This window comes from Clostridium sp. CM036 (assembly GCF_055081135.1).
On record NZ_CM143652.1, the window covers coordinates 1449273 to 1472145 of the forward strand.

The 22873-nt window shown below is 30.1% G+C and carries 20 protein-coding genes and 1 pseudogene; 5 read left to right on the forward strand and 16 right to left on the reverse strand.

The window, feature by feature from the left end; translation table 11 throughout:
- Window positions 1–6: 6 nt before the first annotated feature.
- The 3 genes and pseudogenes from ACWJKE_RS06880 to ACWJKE_RS06890 all read right to left on the reverse strand — a co-directional run.
- Window positions 7–813, reverse strand: a pseudogene (locus ACWJKE_RS06880) (IS1595 family transposase); the annotation flags it as partial.
- Window positions 814–913: 100 nt separating this feature from the next.
- Complete coding sequence (locus ACWJKE_RS06885) at window positions 914–1177, reverse strand: hypothetical protein (protein WP_165414698.1); 264 nt, start codon at window positions 1175–1177, stop codon at window positions 914–916.
- 130 nt (window positions 1178–1307) lie between these two features.
- Window positions 1308–2564 (reverse strand): Y-family DNA polymerase, encoded by a 1257-nt coding sequence (locus ACWJKE_RS06890; RefSeq protein WP_462954069.1) that lies wholly within the window; start codon window positions 2562–2564, stop codon window positions 1308–1310.
- 350 nt (window positions 2565–2914) lie between these two features.
- Here ACWJKE_RS06890 and ACWJKE_RS06895 point away from each other — a divergent pair, with 350 nt between their 5' ends.
- A complete protein-coding gene (locus ACWJKE_RS06895) occupies window positions 2915–3331 on the forward strand; it encodes a 2-thiouracil desulfurase family protein (protein ID WP_220320224.1) in 417 nt (138 codons plus the stop codon).
- A 148-nt stretch (window positions 3332–3479) separates the two neighbouring features.
- Window positions 3480–3779, forward strand: a complete 300-nt coding sequence (locus ACWJKE_RS06900) for an HNH endonuclease (RefSeq protein ID WP_216303830.1) — start codon at window positions 3480–3482, stop codon at window positions 3777–3779.
- A gap of 157 nt (window positions 3780–3936) precedes the next feature.
- Here ACWJKE_RS06900 and ACWJKE_RS06905 read toward each other — a convergent pair whose 3' ends face one another.
- A complete protein-coding gene (locus ACWJKE_RS06905) occupies window positions 3937–4284 on the reverse strand; it encodes a hypothetical protein (RefSeq protein WP_216303829.1) in 348 nt (115 codons plus the stop codon).
- 248 nt (window positions 4285–4532) lie between these two features.
- On the opposite strand from ACWJKE_RS06905, the gene ACWJKE_RS06910 reads away from it, so the two are divergent.
- Window positions 4533–4973: a hypothetical protein gene (locus ACWJKE_RS06910; protein WP_216303828.1), complete on the forward strand. Its 441-nt coding sequence runs from the start codon at window positions 4533–4535 to the stop codon at window positions 4971–4973.
- Window positions 4974–5287: 314 nt separating this feature from the next.
- Here the strand turns inward: ACWJKE_RS06910 and ACWJKE_RS06915 are convergent, their stop codons facing one another.
- Window positions 5288–6124 (reverse strand): ABC transporter permease, encoded by an 837-nt coding sequence (locus tag ACWJKE_RS06915; protein WP_216303827.1) that lies wholly within the window; start codon window positions 6122–6124, stop codon window positions 5288–5290.
- A gap of 7 nt (window positions 6125–6131) precedes the next feature.
- Complete coding sequence (locus ACWJKE_RS06920) at window positions 6132–7046, reverse strand: ABC transporter ATP-binding protein (RefSeq protein ID WP_216303826.1); 915 nt, start codon at window positions 7044–7046, stop codon at window positions 6132–6134.
- 451 nt (window positions 7047–7497) lie between these two features.
- On the opposite strand from ACWJKE_RS06920, the gene ACWJKE_RS06925 reads away from it, so the two are divergent.
- Entirely contained in the window at window positions 7498–8151 is a 654-nt protein-coding gene (locus ACWJKE_RS06925) for a pentapeptide repeat-containing protein (RefSeq protein ID WP_216303825.1), read from the forward strand.
- Window positions 8152–8279: 128 nt separating this feature from the next.
- Here ACWJKE_RS06925 and ACWJKE_RS06930 read toward each other — a convergent pair whose 3' ends face one another.
- From ACWJKE_RS06930 to ACWJKE_RS06945, 4 genes are all read right to left on the reverse strand, one after another.
- Entirely contained in the window at window positions 8280–9473 is a 1194-nt protein-coding gene (locus ACWJKE_RS06930) for a phospholipase C (protein ID WP_216303824.1), read from the reverse strand.
- 236 nt (window positions 9474–9709) lie between these two features.
- A complete protein-coding gene (locus ACWJKE_RS06935; RefSeq protein ID WP_462959294.1) occupies window positions 9710–10306 on the reverse strand; it encodes a sensor histidine kinase in 597 nt (198 codons plus the stop codon).
- A 708-nt stretch (window positions 10307–11014) separates the two neighbouring features.
- Complete coding sequence (locus tag ACWJKE_RS06940; RefSeq protein ID WP_216303822.1) at window positions 11015–11737, reverse strand: LytR/AlgR family response regulator transcription factor; 723 nt, start codon at window positions 11735–11737, stop codon at window positions 11015–11017.
- 81 nt (window positions 11738–11818) lie between these two features.
- Window positions 11819–12190 (reverse strand): GGDEF domain-containing protein, encoded by a 372-nt coding sequence (locus tag ACWJKE_RS06945; RefSeq protein ID WP_462959356.1) that lies wholly within the window; start codon window positions 12188–12190, stop codon window positions 11819–11821.
- Between the two features lie 274 nt (window positions 12191–12464).
- On the opposite strand from ACWJKE_RS06945, the gene ACWJKE_RS06950 reads away from it, so the two are divergent.
- Entirely contained in the window at window positions 12465–14855 is a 2391-nt protein-coding gene (locus ACWJKE_RS06950) for a sensor histidine kinase (RefSeq protein WP_462959295.1), read from the forward strand.
- A gap of 110 nt (window positions 14856–14965) precedes the next feature.
- Here ACWJKE_RS06950 and ACWJKE_RS06955 read toward each other — a convergent pair whose 3' ends face one another.
- The 6 genes from ACWJKE_RS06955 to ACWJKE_RS06980 all read right to left on the reverse strand — a co-directional run bounded on the left by ACWJKE_RS06955 (window position 14966) and on the right by ACWJKE_RS06980 (window position 22679).
- Window positions 14966–15895 (reverse strand): glycyl-radical enzyme activating protein, encoded by a 930-nt coding sequence (locus ACWJKE_RS06955; RefSeq protein WP_220320229.1) that lies wholly within the window; start codon window positions 15893–15895, stop codon window positions 14966–14968.
- A 15-nt stretch (window positions 15896–15910) separates the two neighbouring features.
- Complete coding sequence (locus ACWJKE_RS06960; RefSeq protein WP_165414188.1) at window positions 15911–18316, reverse strand: glycyl radical protein; 2406 nt, start codon at window positions 18314–18316, stop codon at window positions 15911–15913.
- 211 nt (window positions 18317–18527) lie between these two features.
- Window positions 18528–19685 (reverse strand): iron-containing alcohol dehydrogenase, encoded by a 1158-nt coding sequence (locus ACWJKE_RS06965; protein WP_165414189.1) that lies wholly within the window; start codon window positions 19683–19685, stop codon window positions 18528–18530.
- Between the two features lie 270 nt (window positions 19686–19955).
- Window positions 19956–21005 (reverse strand): PocR ligand-binding domain-containing protein, encoded by a 1050-nt coding sequence (locus ACWJKE_RS06970; RefSeq protein WP_462959296.1) that lies wholly within the window; start codon window positions 21003–21005, stop codon window positions 19956–19958.
- Between the two features lie 433 nt (window positions 21006–21438).
- Window positions 21439–21867, reverse strand: coding sequence for a hypothetical protein (locus ACWJKE_RS06975; protein WP_462959297.1), 429 nt, complete (start codon window positions 21865–21867; stop codon window positions 21439–21441).
- Window positions 21868–21938: 71 nt separating this feature from the next.
- A complete protein-coding gene (locus tag ACWJKE_RS06980; RefSeq protein ID WP_220286632.1) occupies window positions 21939–22679 on the reverse strand; it encodes a hypothetical protein in 741 nt (246 codons plus the stop codon).
- Window positions 22680–22873 lie beyond the last annotated feature (194 nt).

Genomic DNA, 22873 nt, shown 5'->3' on the forward strand with positions numbered 1-22873 from the left:
TGTACACTAAACAAAAATAGGTTCTCTTTCTTTGAAATCTGATATTTTAGTATAAGCGTGGGCTACATTACATTGAACCATAAATTTTTTGATTTTAATAACTTCTTTATCTTCTTCAAATAGTTGCAACCATTTGAACCAGTACATATAATTGCTGATATATTAAGTTGCAACACCATTAAACTTATCCATCCACTTTTCCAATTTGCTGTGTACAGCATTAATGTGTTGAATATGGTAAATTCCTTCTTTGTGTTTCCCTCTTTTTATTCGCTTATGTTCCAATGAAAAATCTTTAGTAAATTGAACATAACCCTTATGACTATCGGTACAAAGGATAGAGTTATCCCCTATACGACCTTCATAGAGCCTTTCTAACTCTTGGTGTGTCATTCTACCTTTACATAGTAACTCCATAATTAAATTACCTTGTCTATCAATGGCACTAGCAATACACACTTGCTTGTTAGAAATACCTCTTTTTTTAACTTATTTACCTCTCTTACGAGATTTTGTCGGCATTTTAGAAGGTTTTGTACCTTTGAAACTCTCTTCGAAGAATACTTCATCAGCCTCAATTACACCATCAACAGATCCTACACCAAAAAATGACTTAATGCAATCAAGTATTTTATGTCTCCAAAAGAAACTTGTTGCAATGTTAATCTCTACAATTTTAGCACTCTTTCTAATAGAGTAACCTGCAATCATACATTTAGCATATTTAAGCCATTTATCTAATGGTTTCTTACTCTTATAAGTAGCAGAGTTTGTAAAATCGGTGAAAGTTTTATTGCAAGACTTACAAATATATCAAATTTCAACACTAAATTAAAACAAAGCCTAAAATATAAGTAAATTGCAAACTAGAAATGCCGTAAATTTTATCTCTATAGTAATTAGTTATATTCATTCACATTTTATAGATCATCCATTTACAACTTCTAACTTCAAATTTAAGTTCATATATTTTTTCTATACCTGCTATAATACTTTGACACCTAAATACTAACATTTCATTTCCAGCCAATTTTTCCTTATCCCTGGTTATGACCCTGTCTACTTTCACTACAGAATTGGAGTCATCTAGATTTTCGAATCTAAATTTCAAAGGATGAATAATACCCTTTTTATCAAACCAACAAATCATTTCGATAGGTTTTGCGATTATTTTCATAATAAATTACACCACCATTATATATTTAGTTTTCTCCATATATAAACCAATATTGTACAAAACTATTAATTGCTAAATTCCTTACCATTTCTACAGGTAATGCTAAAACCTTCATTTATTATAAACCTCCTCAAAGTATTGCGCTCATTAATGGATAATCTTCCTCACCATCTGCCATTCCACCACACATACTATTTAGTCCTGAATGAAGAAAACAAGACCGAACTACAGCTTTTGGCCCATATTTTAATCTTATTTTATCAACGGTATCATTTATCTTTTTATCTTTTTCATAATCAAAACTATCTAGTAACGAACACTGATAAAGCTCATTACTACAAAAGTCTGTGATATGTATCCCCAAGTGTCTTATTGGATTACCTTTCCAAACATTATCAAATAAATAGCATGCTATTTCATATATTTTGCGAGTAGAGTCAGTTGCTACATCTACTTTCTTTTGACGAGAATAAAATATTAAGTCACTACCCCTGACGCTTATACTTATCACAGTACAACAATTGTGTGAATCTCTTAAACGCATGGAAACTGTTTCACACAAGGATAGTAATACTTTATGAGCCGTGTCTTTATCTTCCACATCAAAGGCTATTGTTGTAGAATTGCCTATACCCTTCACTTTAATATAATTGCTCTTGCGGACTTCTGAAAACTCGATGCCATTGGCGTAATTCCAAATAACTTGACCGTGACTCTTTAATTTATTCTTTAAAATATCTAAATTATAATTTGCTAATTCCCCAATGGTATTAATATTTAAATTGTACAATTTAGGTGCTGTCGCTCTACCTACCATAAATAAATCTTCAACAGGTAATGGCCACATTTTATCTTTTATTTCATTTTGGAAAAGTGTGTGAATTCTATCTGGCTTCTTAAAATCTGAAGCTACCTTTGCAAGCAGTTTGTTATTTGATATCCCTATGTTCACTGTAAACCCAAGCTCATTCTTTATCCTCTCTTTTATAGTTTCAGCGAGTTTCAAATAGTCAGGATATAAATGTTCCATATTAGAAAAATCCAAAAAACTTTCATCAACTGAAAAACGCTGAATAATTGGAGTGTATTCTAAAAATATTTGATGCATAGCCTCGCTACATTTCATATATAATGAATATCTTGGAGGTACAATTATTATTCCAGGACACTTAGCCCTAGCACTATATAAAGTCTCGCCTGTGTGAATATCAAATTTTTTAGCAGGCATTGATTTAGTTAAAACAATTCCATGCCTGCTTTCTTCATCTCCGCCTACTACAGATGGTACTGTTCTAAGATCTAACTGCTCACCTTGTTGAAGTCTATACGCAGCTTCCCATGAGAGATAGGCACTATTTGCGTCAATATGAAATATTAATTTACTCATAGCATAAATCATCTTCCTTTTTATTAATCTTATTTACTCATATTAGAACATCAGTTCGTTATATTTATTATATACTACTTGCTTACTTTTTAAAAGCAAATTTGGGATAGCATACGCAAAAATATTATTTCGTAGTTAATGAAAATTTCAGATTATTTTTATAATCTCAAGTTTTAAATTCTTATGTAACCATTTAATATTTGGTTAAAATCATACATTCTTTTTAATATCCAATTTACGGTAATAATAGTATAATTAAATAATTGTATTAGTCGCAACAGTAGATTATTGTGAAGTAAACATTATTTATATAATGCGTGGATAAATCCGAATTGTTGGGAGAGATGTACATGAATATTTTAGTAAGTGCCTGTGTAATAGGACAAAACTGCAAATATAATGGCGGAAATAATTTGAATAGAAGTGTAGTTGAATTTATACAAAGACATACTGTGATTGAAATATGTCCTGAACTGCTGACAGGTATGAAATGCCCAAGGGCATGTGCTGAGATAGTAAACGGCATTGTAATGTCTGAGAATGGTGAGAATGTAGATGCAGAATATCGCAAAGGAGTAGAACTTGCAATGGAGAAAATTAAGGGACAAAAGATAGATTTAGCAATATTACAGTCAAGAAGTCCTACTTGTGGTGTAAACACTATCTATGATGGGTCTTTTAGTGGTACTTTAATTGAGGGGCATGGTTTATTTACTGAAGCCATCATTGAAAAAGGTATTAGGGTAGTAGACTCCAATAATTTTTAAGTTTACTCAATTCGTAAGTTACTACTTATGGAAATGAAACCGGTTATGAGCACAACCTATAGTAAACTAATTGAACAATATTCTTATATTACTGTGCGACAAGAAGTCGCTAATTAGTAGTGTTTCGTGATAAACTGCGTTACCGGTAGTGAGGCACGCTGTAGTTAAATATACGAATAGTCCTGATGATGGTAGTTTAAAAGAATATTTTGAAAAAAGAGATAAGAAAGATTTCATAAATGATACTGTTTCGACCAGAATGAAGTTAGCAAAACTCAGTAATTACAAATGTAGAGTGTGTAAACAATCATTAGTTGGAGAAGAGTCTTTAAATATTAATCATGTTGTACCTACTAAATTAGGCGGTGATGAAAGGTATGACAACTTGGAATTATTACATCAAAAACAATCAAGTGGAACCCTAACAGCAAAGAAGGATACAAACTGATTAAGAAGGCTTTCAAAAAGTTCAAATACCAACTTGTTTGAGGTAAAGAGAGGGCTTGAGCCGCATGTGTGGAAACACACAAGTACGGTTCTTAGAGGGGAAAGGAGCCGTAAGGCTTCCTACCTAATGGAATCACACCATTTTTTTGAATAAATACTTATATTCTATCAAAATATAAACTACATATTTGTTCAAATTCATCTGATTTATCAACTAATTCCATTAACTTAGATAATAATAATTTTTTATCTGAGAAAATGGCGTTGTAATCATTTATGAACTTAACTTTGCTTAAATTTTCATTATGAAGCTTAATTGAATTTTCTAATAAAAACGTCTTAAAATTTTCAAAACCTTCATATGAAAATCGCGATATACAAAACAATTCTAAATTGTCATCTTGTTCTATTCCAAGCTTTTCTAGTGCTCTACAAACTCCTATAAATAGCATTCTTTGTTTATTCTCTAATTCAAATAACCGTTTGCTAATATCAGCATTATTCATTTTATAGGAACCTCCAACTTATAATCTTAGCTAAAAATTTGTTTTTATTCATTTAATATTCCCCCTATTGGATATGTTGCATTCGCATTATAACATACATAAATTAAAAATTATGCCGAAATATAGCTAGTGTTTATAAAAATAGGGTATTTGTGACAACTTGCATAACTCAATGGTACAATATTCCTATGAGTTGCGTCAGATTAATAAAAAATTATGTACCAAATAAGATTTTAATGGAGGGTAAAATGATAAATGCTAATGAATCCAAAGAAGTATTAATTAATATGTTAAGTGAATCAAAGTTTGATTTTAATAATCCAAATTCTAAATTGGCATTGGAAATTTTTAAAAAGTTTTTTAGTATCAAAGTTGATTGTGCTGATGATGGTCTGTTGTTTCAATGTGGAGTAGAAGAAGTTAAAGGTGAAGCCTTATTTTATTCGGAGTTTGTTAGACAATTTACTTTTGAGTTAGATGATGGAGAATATAACGGTATGGAGCAATTAAGACTTACAATATACTTTAAACCCAATGCTAAATTACAAGGGTTAGATACAAATTTATGGGAATACGACTGCAACTCTGTAGAAGAATTTTTTAACAAAGTTGAAAATATGGATAATTTTAAAATACCTTTTGAGAAATATGTACCATTGAAATGTGAAGTTGAACAGAGCGGAGTTTAAGTACTAATTATTTAATATCAGAAGGTCAAGGCATATTTAATATAAAAGCAAAGGATAGATTGGAGTTTAATACTTTAATGGTATAATTTTTCTACGGATTAAGTCGCAACTCTAATCTATTATGAAGAAAGTAGGGGTACAAATTTATGTTATATAATATAGTAGGAGCAATTTTTACTATTCTAGCAATTGGGGGAGGAATTTATACCTTAAATAATAAAAACTAACGCCTTTTTATCAGCGTCAGTCATATCAGAACATATAGGTTTATCTTTATTACTTTGCTTAGCTAATACTCATTGCTCATATTATTACTAACTCCATATATCAGCCTCTTTACTTTTTGAGCGATTAATTGTTGAAAAATCCACCCTTGAGAAAACATAGGTTGATAATAGTAAAAACACGATCCCAAAAATGATTACAATCGCCATGCTAATAAGAGGTGTAATTACAAAATCCCCTATTTTAAAAGCAAGCTGTTCCGCAACCATTTGATCGGTTGTTAAAGACGTCTTTTCCAGTATGATAGTTCTAAAAAATGCTGTTGTATATGTCATTGGATTGAGATAAGCAACATATTGCATTGTTTTTGGTAACATTGAAAGCGGAATATATGCGCCACAAAGGAATGTCATCGGCATTGTTATCGCCGTTATTACAATTTGAAAAGTTTGTGAATTTTTAACCAGAGCTGCTAAAAACAATCCTAACCCCGAAAACACAAGTCCAACAACAATCATCACGCAGATTACCGCAAATGGTGTTATCCAGGATGTGAATTTAAGCCCTATAAAATAACCAATCATTAGAATAATAATACCCTGCATGGTTGCTATTGTTGCTGCTGATAATAGCTGACCGGCGGCAATCTGAATTCTTTTAACAGGACTTACTAGCACCTCCTTCATAAATCCCGAAACAATATCTTCAATTGTACTTGTCGCAATAGTAAGGGAAGTTTGAAAGACGGTCGTTATTACAATACCTGCGAGCATATAGTTTACTGGATTTTGAATATTGTCATTTTTAAATATCGAACTAAACACATATAAAAAGAAGAATGGCATGATAATCGTGAAAACAAGCTGAACACGATTGCGAACAAAAATTTTAATGTTTCTAAACCATAAAGCTAATATAATATCCATAAATTTCTCACTTCCTTATATCTTTTCCGGTAATTTCTAAGAATACATCATTCAATGTGCCTTTTTTAATTTCCAAATCCGTTATCGACTCTTTCTGCTGACTTAATAACTCCATCAATTTTGGTATACTATTAACTTCAATCGAATAATAACCAGTTTTTTTCATGTATTTAAACCCCGCAGTGTCTAGCAGTGCCTCAAGACCTTGCTCGTCACTAGTTGTAATATTTGCTTTATCCTTTGTATATTGCTGTTTCAAACGATACGGAGTGTCCATTGCAACTATTTTACCACCATCCATAATGGCAACTTTGCTGCAAATTTCGGCCTCATCCATGTAATGCGTAGTTAAAAAAATAGTAATATTCTTCTCCTTTTGAAGCTTTACAATATAATTCCATATATGAGCCCTTGTTTGAGGGTCAAGACCTGTGGTTGGTTCATCTAAGAACAATACTTTTGGGTAGTGTAGTAGCGATCTGGCTATTTCCACACGACGTTTCATCCCGCCGGACAGACTGCTTACCATTGCTTTTTTCCACTCCAGTAAATCCACTAAATTTAAAACAAATTGGATACGCTCTGTGACTTCACTTTTGGGTATACCATAAAAATGACAATGCATAATTAAATTTTCAAGAACGGTCATTTTATTATCCAATGTCGTTTCCTGAAAAACAACCCCAATAACACTTCTAACATCATCCTTTTCATGCGAAACGTCTTTTCCGTCAATAGTCAGGGTTCCTGATGTCTTATCAAATATGGTACACAGAGTATTGATGGTTGTGCTTTTACCTGCTCCATTTGGACCTAAAAACGCAAAAATGCTTCCCTCTTCTACCTCGAATGAAACATTGTCGACTGCTGTGAATTTATCATATTTCTTTACAAAATCCTTAACTTCTATTATGTTTCTCATGGTATCACTCCTATCAACTGAATAATTACAAAACTAACATAACGAGCAGATACACAATGCTCAAAGCGAAATTTGCTTCGCTTACATGATCTGCTTTCCTATCTAAAATTATACCGATAATTCGCCTAAATACAACTTATTTTATAAAAAGTATAGCCCTTACATATTTCCATGTGGATACATCATATTCACTCACCTCATATTTTTAAAACATAAATAATTTTTACTTTTAAAGTATATCATAGACACTATATTATTCAACCTCTAAAATCTCCTATAAATTCTATCCCACTTTTCTGCTCCAAAATTTTGCCCTACAAAAGACAGTCCTTTAACTTTTTATTTAGTGAAAAAATGTTATAATTATAGAGAAAGAATAAATGAAATGTTCGTTTAGAGCATACCTTTACATAGGGTTATTTGTTTTTAGATTAAAATGGAGGTAATACACATGGAAAACACTAAACTAAAAACGAAGGTTTTAAGACCTACCTTTGATAGTGATTTAGATATCCTAGAGTTATCTAAAGAAAACATAGTGGATGAAGCTATATTTTCTTATGGAAAAATTAGTGATTGCTCTTTAGAAAACCATAAAGCAGACATGGTAAATTTTAAACAAGTTATATTTAAAAAAGTTATTTTTAATAAAATAGCTTTTAGACGTATAGAACTTATGGATGTGAGATTTGAAAATTGTGATTTATCAAATGTAGATTTTAATGAGGCTTCGTTACATAGAGTAGAATTTGTAAATTGTAAGATTATTGGTATTAATTTAAATGAAGCTACCTTGAGAAATGTGATTTTTGAAAATTGTAACGGTCAATTTGCTTTTTTTAGTTATTCTAATTGTAAACAAGTCGCCTTCCTTCAATGTCAATTACGCTCTTCCGATTTTCAAAATTCAAAATTTTTAAAAGTTGAATTTCAAGAGTCTAATCTACTCCAGGCTCAATTTAATTTTACAAGTCTTAAAGGAATAGATTTTACCAGTTGCAATCTTGAAGGTATAGGAGTAAACATTGCTGATGTTAAGGGCGCAATAGTTACCACTATGCAAGCCGTTTCTATATCGAGCATACTAGGTCTCATTGTTAAATAATCACCTTTATTTATCGAGTGCATGCAAAAGGGATTTCCATATTTAGAAATCCCTTTTATATGATGTTTTTTTGAAAAAATTATTTTCAACTTTTATAAAATACTAAATACATAGCATTTCTATCACTCTTATTTCAAACTAAAAGGCATCGTATATTTAACATTTCCGCTTAACACTGGAGTAATATTTAAATCTTGTCTTACCTCTCCGCAAATGATTACCTTTATATTTTCAGGCTTCCAATCATCTCCCGGAGCGGTATATATAGCTTTTCTTAACCATGTATTTGTAATAGTATCTGCATTAATAGTTTTAGGTAAAGTCAAATTATAGCTGTCTGTTTGATTTCTTTTAAAATCATTCCCCGGATTGTCCAAGGGCAATTCAAATTTCTGCCCATCCTGTGTTTCAATGCCAAAGTAAACATAATCGTCTGTACTTGCATAATCAAAGTCTGCTGTTTTAATAACAACTTGTAATTGATTAAAGTTAAGTGATGCTGCTGGTACAGTATTCGCCGCTTCATTTATAAACCTATATAGGAACATTGCTATACTTTTTTGAGAATTTGGTAGTGCTTCTCCTAGCGAATAATCCCAATCTGCATATGAGTTAGACATAGTAGATTTTGAAAAATATAATGATTTTGAAAGCTTTCCCCAGTAAGTATTGTTTTTTGTAATCCAATTTGAAAAATCAGCCGTTGTAATAACGTTTGCATATACTGGCTCCTTAGTTGTTCCATTCATTGTATTAAGAAGGTATTTCCCTATGTTATTATCAGCATATGTCTCATATTTGACATGTCCTGCGCTATCTACCGCCGTTATATTCGCAGCATGATAAGGGCAGTTGATATCTTCTAAGTAGTGAATAGCTTGTCCAAGTAGATTTGAAGCATTTTGGTAATTCCCCTTTTTCCATTCATTTAAAGCCAATGCTGAAAATTTTCTACTTTGACTGTCTGCTGTTTCTGTAACCGTATAACTAGTATACCATGGCGCCGTATGAGTAAAATTATATCCTGTATCTGGATCCCAGAAGTGGTCTTGATACAAATCATATCCATTTGGATCAAAATCTGGGTAAGTAGACCCAACTTTCAAGTCATTAATATATTGATTTAAAAGTTCTACATTTTCTTTTACTTTCTGTGGTTCACCTGGATCTAAGTCGTTATTTAACATTTCCATTGCTTGATCCGTAATCACTGCATGAGTTCCTGTTCCATCCTTATTACCATTCCAACCGTAAGCTGTACCTGTCATAAAAAATGTTGCAACTGTAAAGATTAATATAATCAAAGGTTTTGTTTTCTTCATAATTACATTTCCCCCTTTTCTACTTTCATTATTTTTATAAGTAAATGTACTAAATTATCTTTGATTTACATATTTTCTTTTGGAAAGTTTAATAAATTGTTTGATTCGAAATTAAATATTGCCTCTTTTATTACAATTATACATATTTATGTAAAGGTTTAAATAGAGTTTGCATGATTGGTTGTTGAAATGTCATAATCGAATATTTCTTTGTAAATTTATGGGTAATCTGTCTGTCATTTTATTAATAGGGCAATATTCAGTATAAATAAATTTTCTTCTTCTTCTATTTGTATTAAACCATCATATTTGTTTACTATGTAATTTATATTTCCAAGTCCGAACCCATGGTTTTCCTTATCGGGATGCGTTGTTTTATGTTCCCCTGTCCCCTCCTGTGTTGCTTTGTTTGTGCTATTGGTAATTTTAATGATTAGATGTACTTTTTCTATATACATCTTGATTCGAATAAACCTATTTCCATTTGCTATATTTTCACAAGCTTCTATGGCATTATCTAGTGCATTTCCTAAAAGTATAGAGATATTCACAGGATCTATTTTAATACTTTTAGGTAAATTTATATCTATATACAATTCAATTTTTCTTTCTTTTGCGATAGATAACTTGAAATTTAACAGCGCTGCAATAATAGGAATATCTATGTTTAGAATAGTATTAATTTCTGATGTTTGATTTGCTAGTTTTTCAGAATATTCTTTTGCGACATTTATTTCTCCTGTCTTTAAAAGCCCGTAGATACAACTGATATGGTTGTTAAAGTCATGTCTCTGTGCTCTTAATGTATGAATTAACTCTTGTATATTGTTCATATAAAAGATCTGCTTTTTATATTCTATTTCTTGTATAGACCATTCTACCTCTTTTTTTGAATAGATTAAAATTTGCTGGATAATTTTCATGATAACAAAACTGAAAAGTATTATACAGAGGGTAATGAATCCTATAAAAAAATTAGTTTTAAAAAAAGATTTCCCCTCATATATATTAAAAAAAATAGAATTGAAAAATATATTTATCATTAAAACAATAGTAATTTGGTAAATAAGAATTTTTCTAATATAAGAAGTACTCACTTTAAATTGTATAAAAAATAACATGACTATTCGGGTGGTCACTGCACTGATTACTCTATAAATGTTTTTTTGCACAAGAAGACCTGGAGAAACATGAAATACAATACTTGTAATAATAACACCGAGAAAATCAAAGGTTGCCAGACATCCCATAAACAGAATCATTACAAAAAATAGATTTCTTAAGTTGCAATTAAGGGTTATAAAATAAATTACAATAGTAACACATAAAATAAGGATAACCCCTAAAAAGTTTGCATGCCCTAACACTTTATTTATAAGTTGAAGAAGGATGCTTTGAAATAGAATAATGAAAACAACCGTATACTTATTTTTAATTTTTTTTTGAAGAACTAGAGTAAGAAAAAAATACAATATGTAATATTCTAATAGATTAATTGAGAATTCATAAGCTCCCCATAAAAAGCACATGCATCCCACCTCCTAACGGAATAAATTATGACAGGAAATTCTCCTAACTTCATTCACGCATGCTCTGCTTACAGGAACATATAGATTTATTTTCTCCACACAAATTTGTTGATTTTTGTAAAATGAAATTTTCTTATTATTTACAATAAATCCTTGATGACATTGGGTAAAACAGGTCATATCTAAATGATCCTTTAAGTTCTTAAAACTTTCATTAAATTCTAAATTTTTTCCCTTGCACACAGCAATGATTTTCCTCAAATGTTTTTCAAAATAGTAGATGGAATCGTATTTAATGTTGTAGATACCTTCTTTAGTTTTGATAGTTAGGTCTTTTTCCTCTTCTGCATAAGGATAGGTACTTTTCAGCTTTTCGGATATTTCTTGAAATAAATTTTTAAATCTCTCCTCCGTAATCGGTTTGATAATGTAGTCAAAAGCCTTTATGCCAAAAGCATGCAATGCATAATCTTTAAATCCTGTAATAAATATAATGATTGCATTTTTATTAAGTTCTCTAATTTTTTTTCCTATTTCCAGTCCATTCATTCCTTTCATTTGGATATCTAAAAAGCAAATGTGTGCAGGCTTGTATTGTATTTGGGAAAGTAATTGTTCACCACTGTTAGAACAAATGATATGAAATTTTTTTTCTTTGTTGAATGATTCCATATATTTTTCAATAACTCTTACTTGAACAGGTTCATCATCACAGATTGCAATTGTATATTTCATAAAAATCAACTCCTTTTATACGTTACCATACAATGTAACATCGTACTTGTTATTAAGTTTCCCGCTGGTTCCTATTGAATATCAAACATTTCTTTTAGCAATATAAAGCGGGGTATCACCTTTTTCTATGAATTCATTTATTGAAACATTTTTGCTGGGAATTACAAAAGAGATCCCAATTGATAGCGTAACTCTACTTGAAATTTTCGAGAATTTATGTGAAATATTTAGCTCTACCATTTTATTTCTTTTGTTTTCCCCAAATCTAATTGCATGCTCAATTGAACACTTTGGTAACACAATTACAAATTCATCACCACCATACCTTGCAGCAAAATAATGTCCATCACTCAATTTTTTCAAAGTTTTAGCAACACTAACTAAACATTTATCCCCTTCTAAATGGCCAAAGTTATCGTTATATTTTTTATTCAGGCCTCCAAAATATTCTATTTAGCATAATTCAACATACATTCGCAATTATCCTGCGGAATTTGTATAAAAAATAAAAATAATTATCTCAAGTGTATTTGCGAAGGAAGACCGCCTGAACTTGCTAAAAGAGTGTTCCTAAAATTGTGTAAAACACAGAAAAAAAAAGGAAATTTATATTTTATGTAGAATACATATACATAACTTGTAATATAAAGTAGAAAAATATATAAAAAGTAATTAACATTGAAGTAATCAATGTATATAATTTTTTTCAGGAGGATTTAATTCTTATATGACAATTAATAAATATACAAAATATTATATTTTCTTAATATCTTTTATAATCTTTTTTCTTTTTCTTCAAAGTTCTGTTCATGCCGAAAATACAGTTCAGAAAAATGTACTGATTTTAAATTCATATGGTAATGATAGTAGTATTGCCGCTGGAAATCAATCCATAAATTGGACTGGACAAATTACATCTGCAATAAATTCAGAGTTTGTAAATAGTAAAAAAAATATAGATGTTAAAATTCAATACTTGGACTCAGGTTATAATTTTGAAGAAGAGTATTCGCAGATAGTTTATAAATTATTTAAATATAAATTTAGAAGCACAAAATTTGATGTTGTAATTACTTTAGATGATAATGCATTTGAATTCTTACAGAAATATGGAGATACCTTGTTTCCTAAAACTCCAGTTGTATTTTGTGGAGTCTATAACTTTAATAAGTCTATGATTAACGCCAATCCTCTTTTTACAGGGCTTTCAAAGAGTCCGGATATTCAAAGTACCATTGATGTTGGTTTAAAGCTTCATCCAAGTACTAAGCAAATATTTATAATTACAAATAAAAACCCAAGGGGAATAATTACTAAAAATCTTATAGAAGGTTTAATACCTTTATATAAAGACAAAGTTAAATTTTTATTTTCTGATGAGGAAAATGTTACAAAACTTAAAGAAAGAGTAAAAAGCTTACCTAAAGATACTATTATTTATTTTGATTCTAATGGAACAACTAAAAATAATAAGGGTAAGGATATTTCAATTGGGGAAACTGTAAATGTACTTTTCAAAGATACATTTATACCCATATATTCTACAGGTTATATCCAGACTAACAAAGAAAGTGTTGGAGGCGTGGTTACATATGGTAATGACTTAGGAAAAGAAGTAGGTAAACTAGCCTTGAAAATATTGAATGGTGAAAAAGTTTCTGATATACCTGTTACTGAGGATTCATCTCATAGATACGTATTTAATTATGATAAATTAAAACAATTTACTATTGATATGAAGGATTTGCCTAAAGGATCAGAGATAGTTAATGAACCTCATAAATCTTATAATATGTCTAAAAAACAAATTTTATATGCCTCATCTATTGTTATATTTATAATTATAGGAGCAACGATTTTTGTCATTATTAATATAAACAAACTTAGGCGTGCTGAAAGATTATTATCTGAAAGTGAAAATTTGTTAAATACATTAATAAATTCTACTACTAATATAATTTATTTTAAAAGTGCTAAAGGTAAGTTTCTTGATATAAATAATGTACTTTTAACATTACTAAATATCGATGAAAAAGATTGTAAGGATAAAAATATCGGGGAATTAACTAATATATCAACTCGGGCAAAATATGTATTAGAAAATTGGTCAAATAAGGATGAGGAAGCATTGAAAACAGGCACTGTATATAGAAGTGAGGAAGTAGTGCAAGATGAAAGAGAGAACATTAATAAAATTTATGATACATTGAGAATACCTCTATTTAGTGATGATGGAACTTATAAAGGGTTGATTTTGTTAGGGTTTAATATAACAGATTTTAAGAATAATCAGCAAAATGAAAAGATGATTATAGAACTTATGAATTATGATAAATTGAAAACAAACTTTTTTTCAAATATTTCTCATGAACTCAGAACACCTCTAAATTTAATTTTTAGTGCTCTTCAGGTTATAGAATTAAAAAATAGTGAAATTAAGCAAGAAGATAAAAACATAGAAAAATATACAGATATAATGAAACAAAATTGCTATAGGTTACTTAGAATTATTGGTAATCTTATAGATATAACAAAGATTGATGCAGGTCATTTTTTTATACAAATGCAAAACAATGACATAGTAAATGTAGTAGAAAATATTGTATCATCAATTGTTGATTATGTAGAAAACAAAAATATTTCTATCCTTTTTGATACAGAAATAGAAGAAAGATTTATGGCTTTTGATGCAGATGCAATGGAAAGAATAATACTGAATTTGTTATCAAATGCTATAAAATTTACTCTTAGTGGTGGGAAAATAGAAGTTAATATATATAATAAGCTAAATAGTGTAGTTATATCTGTTAAAGATACAGGAATAGGAATACCTATCGAAAAACAATCTTCTATATTTGAAAAATTTGTTCAAGTAGACAAGTCTCTATCTAGAAACAGAGAAGGAAGTGGAATAGGGCTTTCATTAGTTAAGGAGTTAGTAGTTATACATAATGGAACTATTGAATTAGAAAGTACTCTAGATAATGGCAGTGAATTTAGAGTAGAGATTCCTGTAAAATTGCTCCCTAAAGATGAAAAATTTAATGAAAATAGTATTTATACAAAAGAAACTAAAGTAGAACGGATTAAAATAGAGTTATCTGATATATATGATTAAAAACAAAAAACAATGGATAGGCATTAAATGCCTATCCATCATAATCAACAATTACTTCTTTTATTCTTTGCAATATAATATGCTGAATGCTTGAAATACTGTAAGCATCTTCAGCCTCCAATAGAACATTCCAATCCATATTCCTCTACTATTTTTTTAAAGCTATTCATAGTATCCTCATCTGGCGTTTTAATTTCCTGTCCCATTATATAATCTAATCCTAGGTTCTCATACTTATTGGCCCCAAGCTTATGATATGGTAATAAATCTAAGTGCTTTACTATCCCTAAACTTTTTGCAAACTTAGCAATATCAGATATGCTGTTTTTATCACAATTAAATTGTGGAATAACAGGTACTCTTATAATAAGCTCTGTGCCAAAAGCAGCAATTTTTTTAGCATTTCTTATTATTATTTCATTACTTACATAAACATGTTTTTTATGTTTTTCATCATCTAAATGTTTTATATCTAAAAGCACTAAATCAACCAAAGGAATTATCTTATCTATTGTCTCTTCACTAGCATAGCCTGTAGTTTCTATTGCAGTATGCCATCCCATTGACTTGCAAGCTTTTAAAAGTTCAATTGCAAATTCTGGTTGCATAAGCATTTCTCCTCCAGATAATGTAACTCCACCTCCAGAACGTCTGAACTGAATAGTTTCTTTCTTTAGTTCAGTCATTACCTTCTCTACAGTAGTTTCTTCCCCAGATTTCACAATACCTCCTGGATAACAATTTTCAGCGCAAAGTCCACAACTTGTGCATTTTTCTCTATCTATTCTTCCAGGTCTTAGCATATCAATTGCGCCTGCTGGACAATTTTTTTCACATTTTTTACACTCAATACAATTTTTTTCATTATACATAATTTGAACTAATGGATCCTGTGATTCTGGATTACTACACCAATCACATTTTAAAGGACAACCTTTAAAAAACACTATTGTCCTAATCCCAGGTCCATCATGAATAGAAAAGCGTTGCATATTAAAAATTTTGCCTTTTTGCTTATAATTAATTCTTCTTATCGGCATCTGCTTTTCCTCCTTTTAGAAAGTTTGTTCAGTTCTCTTTATAATATCATCTTGAATTGCTTTATCTAATGTTATAAATTGCGCACTATAACCGGCAACACGTACTACTAAATCTCTATATTTGCTTGGATTCTTTTGTGCTTCAACAAGAGTTTCCTTATCTATTATATTGAATTGTACATGCATACCCTTTTGATCGAAAAAGCTTCTAACAAGTGACGCTAAATTATTTAATCCAGTACTTCCTTGAATTGAACCTGGATGGAATTTTTGATTTAATAAAGTACCATTAGATGCAATAAAATGATCTAATTTAGCTACTGAATTTATAGCGGCAGTTGGTCCATTACTATCTGCGCCTCTAACTGGAGATACACCATCTGCTAATGCTTCATGTGCTTTCCTACCATCTGGAGTTGCTCCTATAAGATCACCAAATAGGATGTTAATTGCTGCTGGATATAATCCCGCATGGAAATTACCGCCTCTTGGATTTTTATGTTTTGCAACTTCTTTGCAGTAAATATATGCTCCTTGACTTGCTAATTCATCAACCTCATCAATATCATTACCAAACTTAGGTGCTCTATGAATTAACATTTGTCTTAAGTCCTCAAAATCTATCTTTGAAGTTGAATCTTCTTGACCAAAGTTAGTATCTAAAGCTTCTTTTAAATCTTTTAAAGTTATCATTTTAGTATCAAATACAAGCTTTTTAATAGCTGCAAAAGAGTCTCCTACATTCGCAACACCAACACCTTGTGGTCCTGTAAAGTTATAATGTGCTCCGCCTTCTTGAAGTGATTTACCATCTGTTATACAGTCATCAACCATACAAGATAGGAAAGGTAATGGAGCTCTTTCTGCATGAGCAATATCAATAGAATTGTCTGCCACTGATAATTGATAAACAAAGTATTCCATTTGTTTCGTATAAGCTTCAATAATTTCTTCAATAGACTTGAACTGTGTAAATTCTCCAGTCTTAGGTCCAATTTGTTTTCCATTACTCATACCATTATTTATAGTGACTTCTAATAGTCTTGCTAGATTAAAGAAACCTGAATCATGCCATCCTTCTGTTTTACCTGGTTTTTGTGGTTCAACGCAACCAATAATTCCATATTCTCTAGCATCTTCAATTGTTAATCCATTACTAACTAATGCAGTAATTACAACTTCATCATTATAAAATGCTGGCATACCAAGGCCTAATCTGCTTAACTCACAACATCTTAATAGGAATTCATCTGGAGTTTTGTTCCATATTCTTACTGAGAATGAAGGTGCTGCTAATCTTACATGAGCTGTAGCGTCTATGCACATGTATGATAAATCATTTGTAGAATCTTTGCCTTCTCTAGTTTGTCCGCCTACACATAGGTTTTGAAACAGTGGATATCCACCAAATGCTCTTGTTGATACTTCATCACGAACTTTGTTAATATCATTTAATTTAACCCATACACAATCAATAAGTTCTTGAATTGCATCTATGTCAAAATTTCCTGAATTTAATTCTATTTCATAATATGGATACATATATTGATCAAATCTTGTTGGAGAAATAGAATGTCCATTTGATTCTATATTTATAACTGCATGTACAAACCAGAATGATTGGCAAGCTTCATAAAAATTAGTTGCTCCATTTTCAGGTACTGTTTCACAGTTTTTAGCTATTTGTAATAATTCTTTAGCGCGCACGTCATTAGATTCTTTTGAAGCCATTTCTCTAGCAAGCTTTGCATATCTATGTGCATAATTTATTATGGCTTTACAAGAACATATGATAGATTCCCAAAATAGTTTTTGCTTAATATATTCAGGATTTTCTTTATCAGCAGATGCAATTGCACATTCAACTTCTTCAATAATTCCTTTATATCCTTTAGCTAAAACCTTAGCGTAATCTACAGATACATGTCCTACTCCATTAAGATAATAGTTTGCAACTGTAAATACATTTTCATTAATTGCATCAATAGTTTCTGGATACATATATGAAGTAGCAAGTTCATTAGTAGTTTTGCCTTCCCAATAATTGAAGACTTCTGTAAGTTGTCCTTTTGCCTTTTCAGTAATTTGGAATGAATCACCTTTTCTCTTTCCTATGGTTTCAAATTCATCTTTAATCCATTTATTTGAGAATTCAGGAAAAATTTGAGCTGATCTTGCTTCCTGAGTAAGACTTCCAACTACTAGCTCTTCATCTCTTATAATAATAGGAATTTCATTTAATATCTTTTCAAGTGCTCTAGCCCTACGAACTACTGCAGGTTGTCCTTCTGTCTCTTTAAATGATTCTGTTATTAATAACGCTCTATCAACTTCAATACATGGAACTGCTAAAAGTATTTGTTCCTTTAATGCTACTATCCTCTTTGTTGGTTTACTAAATCCATCTTGTAGAATATACATATTAAAACTTCCTCTCTTAATATAATTTTTTTATTTAACTACTGTTTACAATTTATTAAAACATCTTCTAAAACGTAAGATTTTGTTAAATTTATAACTATCAAAGACATATATAATTTATAATATGTCCTCGATGATTGCATCAAGGACATATTATAATTGTTTTAATTTATATTAAATTATCTTCTTCGAAAATGTCGTTAAAGAGAATTTATAATGCTGACTTAAATAATTCAACAATATCTTTCTTGTTTCCTTTTCTTGGGTTACTGAATGCATTACCATCTTTTAATGCCCATTCAGCCATATATTCGAGGTCTTCTTCTTTAACTCCTTGTGATCTTAAGTTAGTTGGAATTCCAACATCATTTGCAAGTCTAAACATAGCATCGATAGATTTCTGAGCTGCATCTAGTACTGAAAGTCCTTGTATATTTTCACCCATGAATTCTGCTATATCAGCAAATTTCTGTGGATTTGAAATAACGTTCCATTTTTCAACGAATGGAAGTAATATAGCGTTAGCTACTCCATGAGGCATATCATAAAGTCCACCTAATTGGTGAGCCATTGCATGTACATAACCTAAGTTAGCATTATTGAATGCCATACCAGCAAGCAGTGAAGCATAACACATATTTTCTCTAGCCACTAAGTTTTCTCCTAGTGCATAAGCTTGTCGTAAGTTGTTTGATATTAATTTAATAGCTTGGATAGCAGCAGCATCTGTAACAGGATTAGCATCCTTTGAAACGTATGCTTCTATAGCATGAGTCAAAGCATCCATACCAGTTGCAGCTGTAAGTCCTGCAGGTTTTCCAACCATTGTTAGTGGGTCATTGATTGAAACTGATGGTAAGTTTCTCCAACTAACTATAACAAATTTAATATTAGTTTTAGTATTTGTAATAACGCAGTGACGAGTAACTTCACTAGCTGTTCCAGCTGTTGTATTAACAGCAATGATTGGAGGAAGTGGATTTGCAAGAGTTTCTATACCTGCATAGTCAACTAATTCTCCTGGATGAGTTGCCAATATACCGATTCCCTTACCGCAGTCATGTGAGCTTCCGCCACCAACTGTAATAATCATGTCACATTTTTCATCTTTAAATATTTTTACGCCTGCAATTGCGTTTCTATCCTTAGGATTTGGTTCAACATCATCATAGAATACAAAACTAATTCCTGCTTCCTTTAATGAAAGTTCAACTTGTGCTACTGCACCGCCCGGAAGACTACGAAGAAACTTATCAGTCACTATTAACGCTTTTTTTCCACCTAAAATTTTAGCTCTTTCGCCTACTACTTTTACAGCTCCTGCTCCCATAAAATTAACCGCTGGTGCTAAATAATCATACATTCTCATATATTATTCCTCCTTAGTTCTTTTAAACATTGTAATTTGTTGAATTGTAACCTGAACTCTATTTTAAGGTGATATTAACATTTTCTTCACTGTTAACACAGCCCTTGTTAATTTACTAACTATCTAAAGTATAAGCTTGTATAAATAAATTTTCATTGAAAAATATTGCATTCTTGTAGAAAAACATTGCTCACTTTATGTAAATTTCCACAGTAATTTGTCGCATTTAGTGTTTTACATGAAAAAAATAGCACTAGTTTTAGCCTAGTGCTATTTTTCTACATTATATTCATCTCTATAAACCGCCGGGGTTACCCCTTCAATCCTTTTAAATACTTTTATAAAGTAACCACAATCCTCAAACCCTAAATCCAATGCTAAATTGCTTATTGGGACATCAGACGCCTCAAGCAACTCTTTAGCTTTTTTTATTCTCACTTTATTTATATAACTCGAGAAATTATCTCCAATACATTTTTTAAAAAGCTTACTAAAATAACTAGGACTAATGTTACACAAGGATGCCATACCATTAAGGGTAATTGCGTACCTATAATTCTTTTGTATATAATCTAATGCTGGTTTTAAAATAATATCGCATTTATTCTCACATTTTATATTATTTTTATCTTCACTAAAATCTAAGTTAACATTATTCTTTAAATTTTCTTCCACTGTTTTCACTTTATTAGCCTTTTTAAATTGTAAATTTGTCGTCTTAAATGAACCCACAGTTAAAATTTTATCATTATGTTTATTTGAAGTTATTTTTAATAAGGCTTCTTCTACAATATAGTTACTAATATGAAAAATCATGTTAGCGACAGATTTAACCTTGTCCAAAGTCATCATAGGTAACTTTTCATATAAAACTTTAAGTTCGCCTTCTTTTTCTAATTCCATATTAAAATATTTATTGTTAACTATTTGTTCTAAATCTTCCTTTTCTTCATCTTTAATAATAACTTGCCCTGCCATTACCGCACCAAAGTATTGCCCTTCTATTACAATAGGAATTGCAAGGTCTATTACACCTACATGACATATATATAGATATGGTTGTTGTAATCTAGCAGCCTCGAGTCCTCCTCTAGCGTCACATTTCTCACAAAGGTGACCCACGTCTAGATGCAATCTTACAAATTTACAAAATTCACTACACTTACTATGTGTAGTAATCCTTTTACCTTTATAATCAACCGTCACCATAGCAATGCCGGTTACCTCCGCTATATTATCCTGGATTTTTTGAAAATTATCTACATTAATAATATTATCTAGATGCAAGAAACCATTCCGCAAAATACTTCCTCCATTCATTTATAAAGGTATTATAATTAAATCATCTCTAAATTTCACATTATATGTTTTGGCTCTTAGAATAAGTTCAAATAGAAATATTTTGTGCTTTTTTTACGACTATTTTTCTATATAAGTATATTACCATCAAAAACAAAAAAATAGAAGCTAATTTTTATTAATTACCTATATCAGTATGTATTTCTACTATAACATCACCACACTATTCACCGTTCTTAACGCAGTTTTTTTATATTAGTTATTTTAATGAAAATTCCTACCCAAATTTCATATAATAAAAAACCCATAAAGAACATAACTAAAAGTATGCCCTTATTGGGTTTCATTTACTCTAAAATAATATAATCCATTATATAAACTATATATATCACATGATAGAAAGTACCTTGTATTAGAACTTACATTTAAAGAAAATTGTGATACACCAACTTTTTTATGTTAGTTTAATTTTAATATGACCTTTAGACTTTTTTCCTGTAATTTCAATCTTTATATTTTTACTATCACCATTTGAAATTGTTATAGTTTTATTCATAGTTCCATTTTTTTCAAATAATATTTTTTTATCGTTATAAATCTTAATTTTTAATTCCCCCTTCTCAGCAGTAGAATTAATTTTCATAGCATAAGTAGATTTTTCAGAAGTTATCTCTTTTAAATCTGTTCCATCAAATATTTGAAATTTAATATCATAAATGTTATTTTGAGTATTATCAGTCCAAATTTTTGTGTCGCCATTCCAACTTACTTGACTTATCTTAAAGTTATTCTTTTGATTATTATTTACATACTTATAAGCTCCAATGATACAAACTAAACAAATTAGTATACATCCAATTATAATTTTTTTCTTTCTTCCCATTGTTATCAACCTCCTTTTTTTACGTTAATATTTCTTGAAAATATTTAAGTTCCACGCCCATACGTGTTATATCATTTTATTAATTTTAAGATATTTCGCTCTTCTAATTCACCTTTTATTATATTAGAAATAGCATTATTATTTCCTATACTATTAATATATTTAATAAACTTTCTATTTGCATTAGATAGGGTGATATTGAATATTTCAAAAAAATTCACTTTAAAATCCTCTTCTTTTAGTGAGCAATAGAATAGCTTGAATTTGTCGATACCAAAAAGTGAAATAAGATAATCTACAAATGCCCCAGCAATAGGATAAGTTATTAAATAACTATACTTATAAAAATTTTCATCAATTACTAAATCTTCTATATTTGCATACAAATCATTATCAATAAAAAATTTTACCCAACTGTAATTAGGTATACCCAAGGAAACTTTGTCAAAACACATTGCCAGTCCCTCTCTTATAAATGTTTGAGGAGGCATTGATATATTATATGAAATTATATGTGCATCTTCATGAAATCCTACACACTTAACTTTTTTATTATATACAGCATATATTTCATTTGGTTTACGGGCAAATCCATTGCATGGTTCATTGTCTCCATACAATTTGCCAACTTCTATAGAAGACTCACATAAGTAGTATTTAATTTTAGTTCCCATTTTAATAGTTAAACAGTTACAAATAAAATCATAACAAGTTTCCTGTATGTCAATTATTTCTTCTATGTCCTTTTCTGCAATAGAACCAACATGATAATTAAATATATAATTATCACTTTCTATTTTAATCCATTCCATAATTTATCCCCCTCATGCAACACAATTTTACCTTTTTACAAACTTGGAAATCTTTATAATCAAATTAGAGTCCTTTAACGTCTTAATTAAATTATAATTACCACTTACATAATCTTTAATTTGTCCTTTTCTATGAGGAACCATAAGAAAGGGTAATGCCTTCAATTTAAACCACTTTATTATTAGGTATGGAT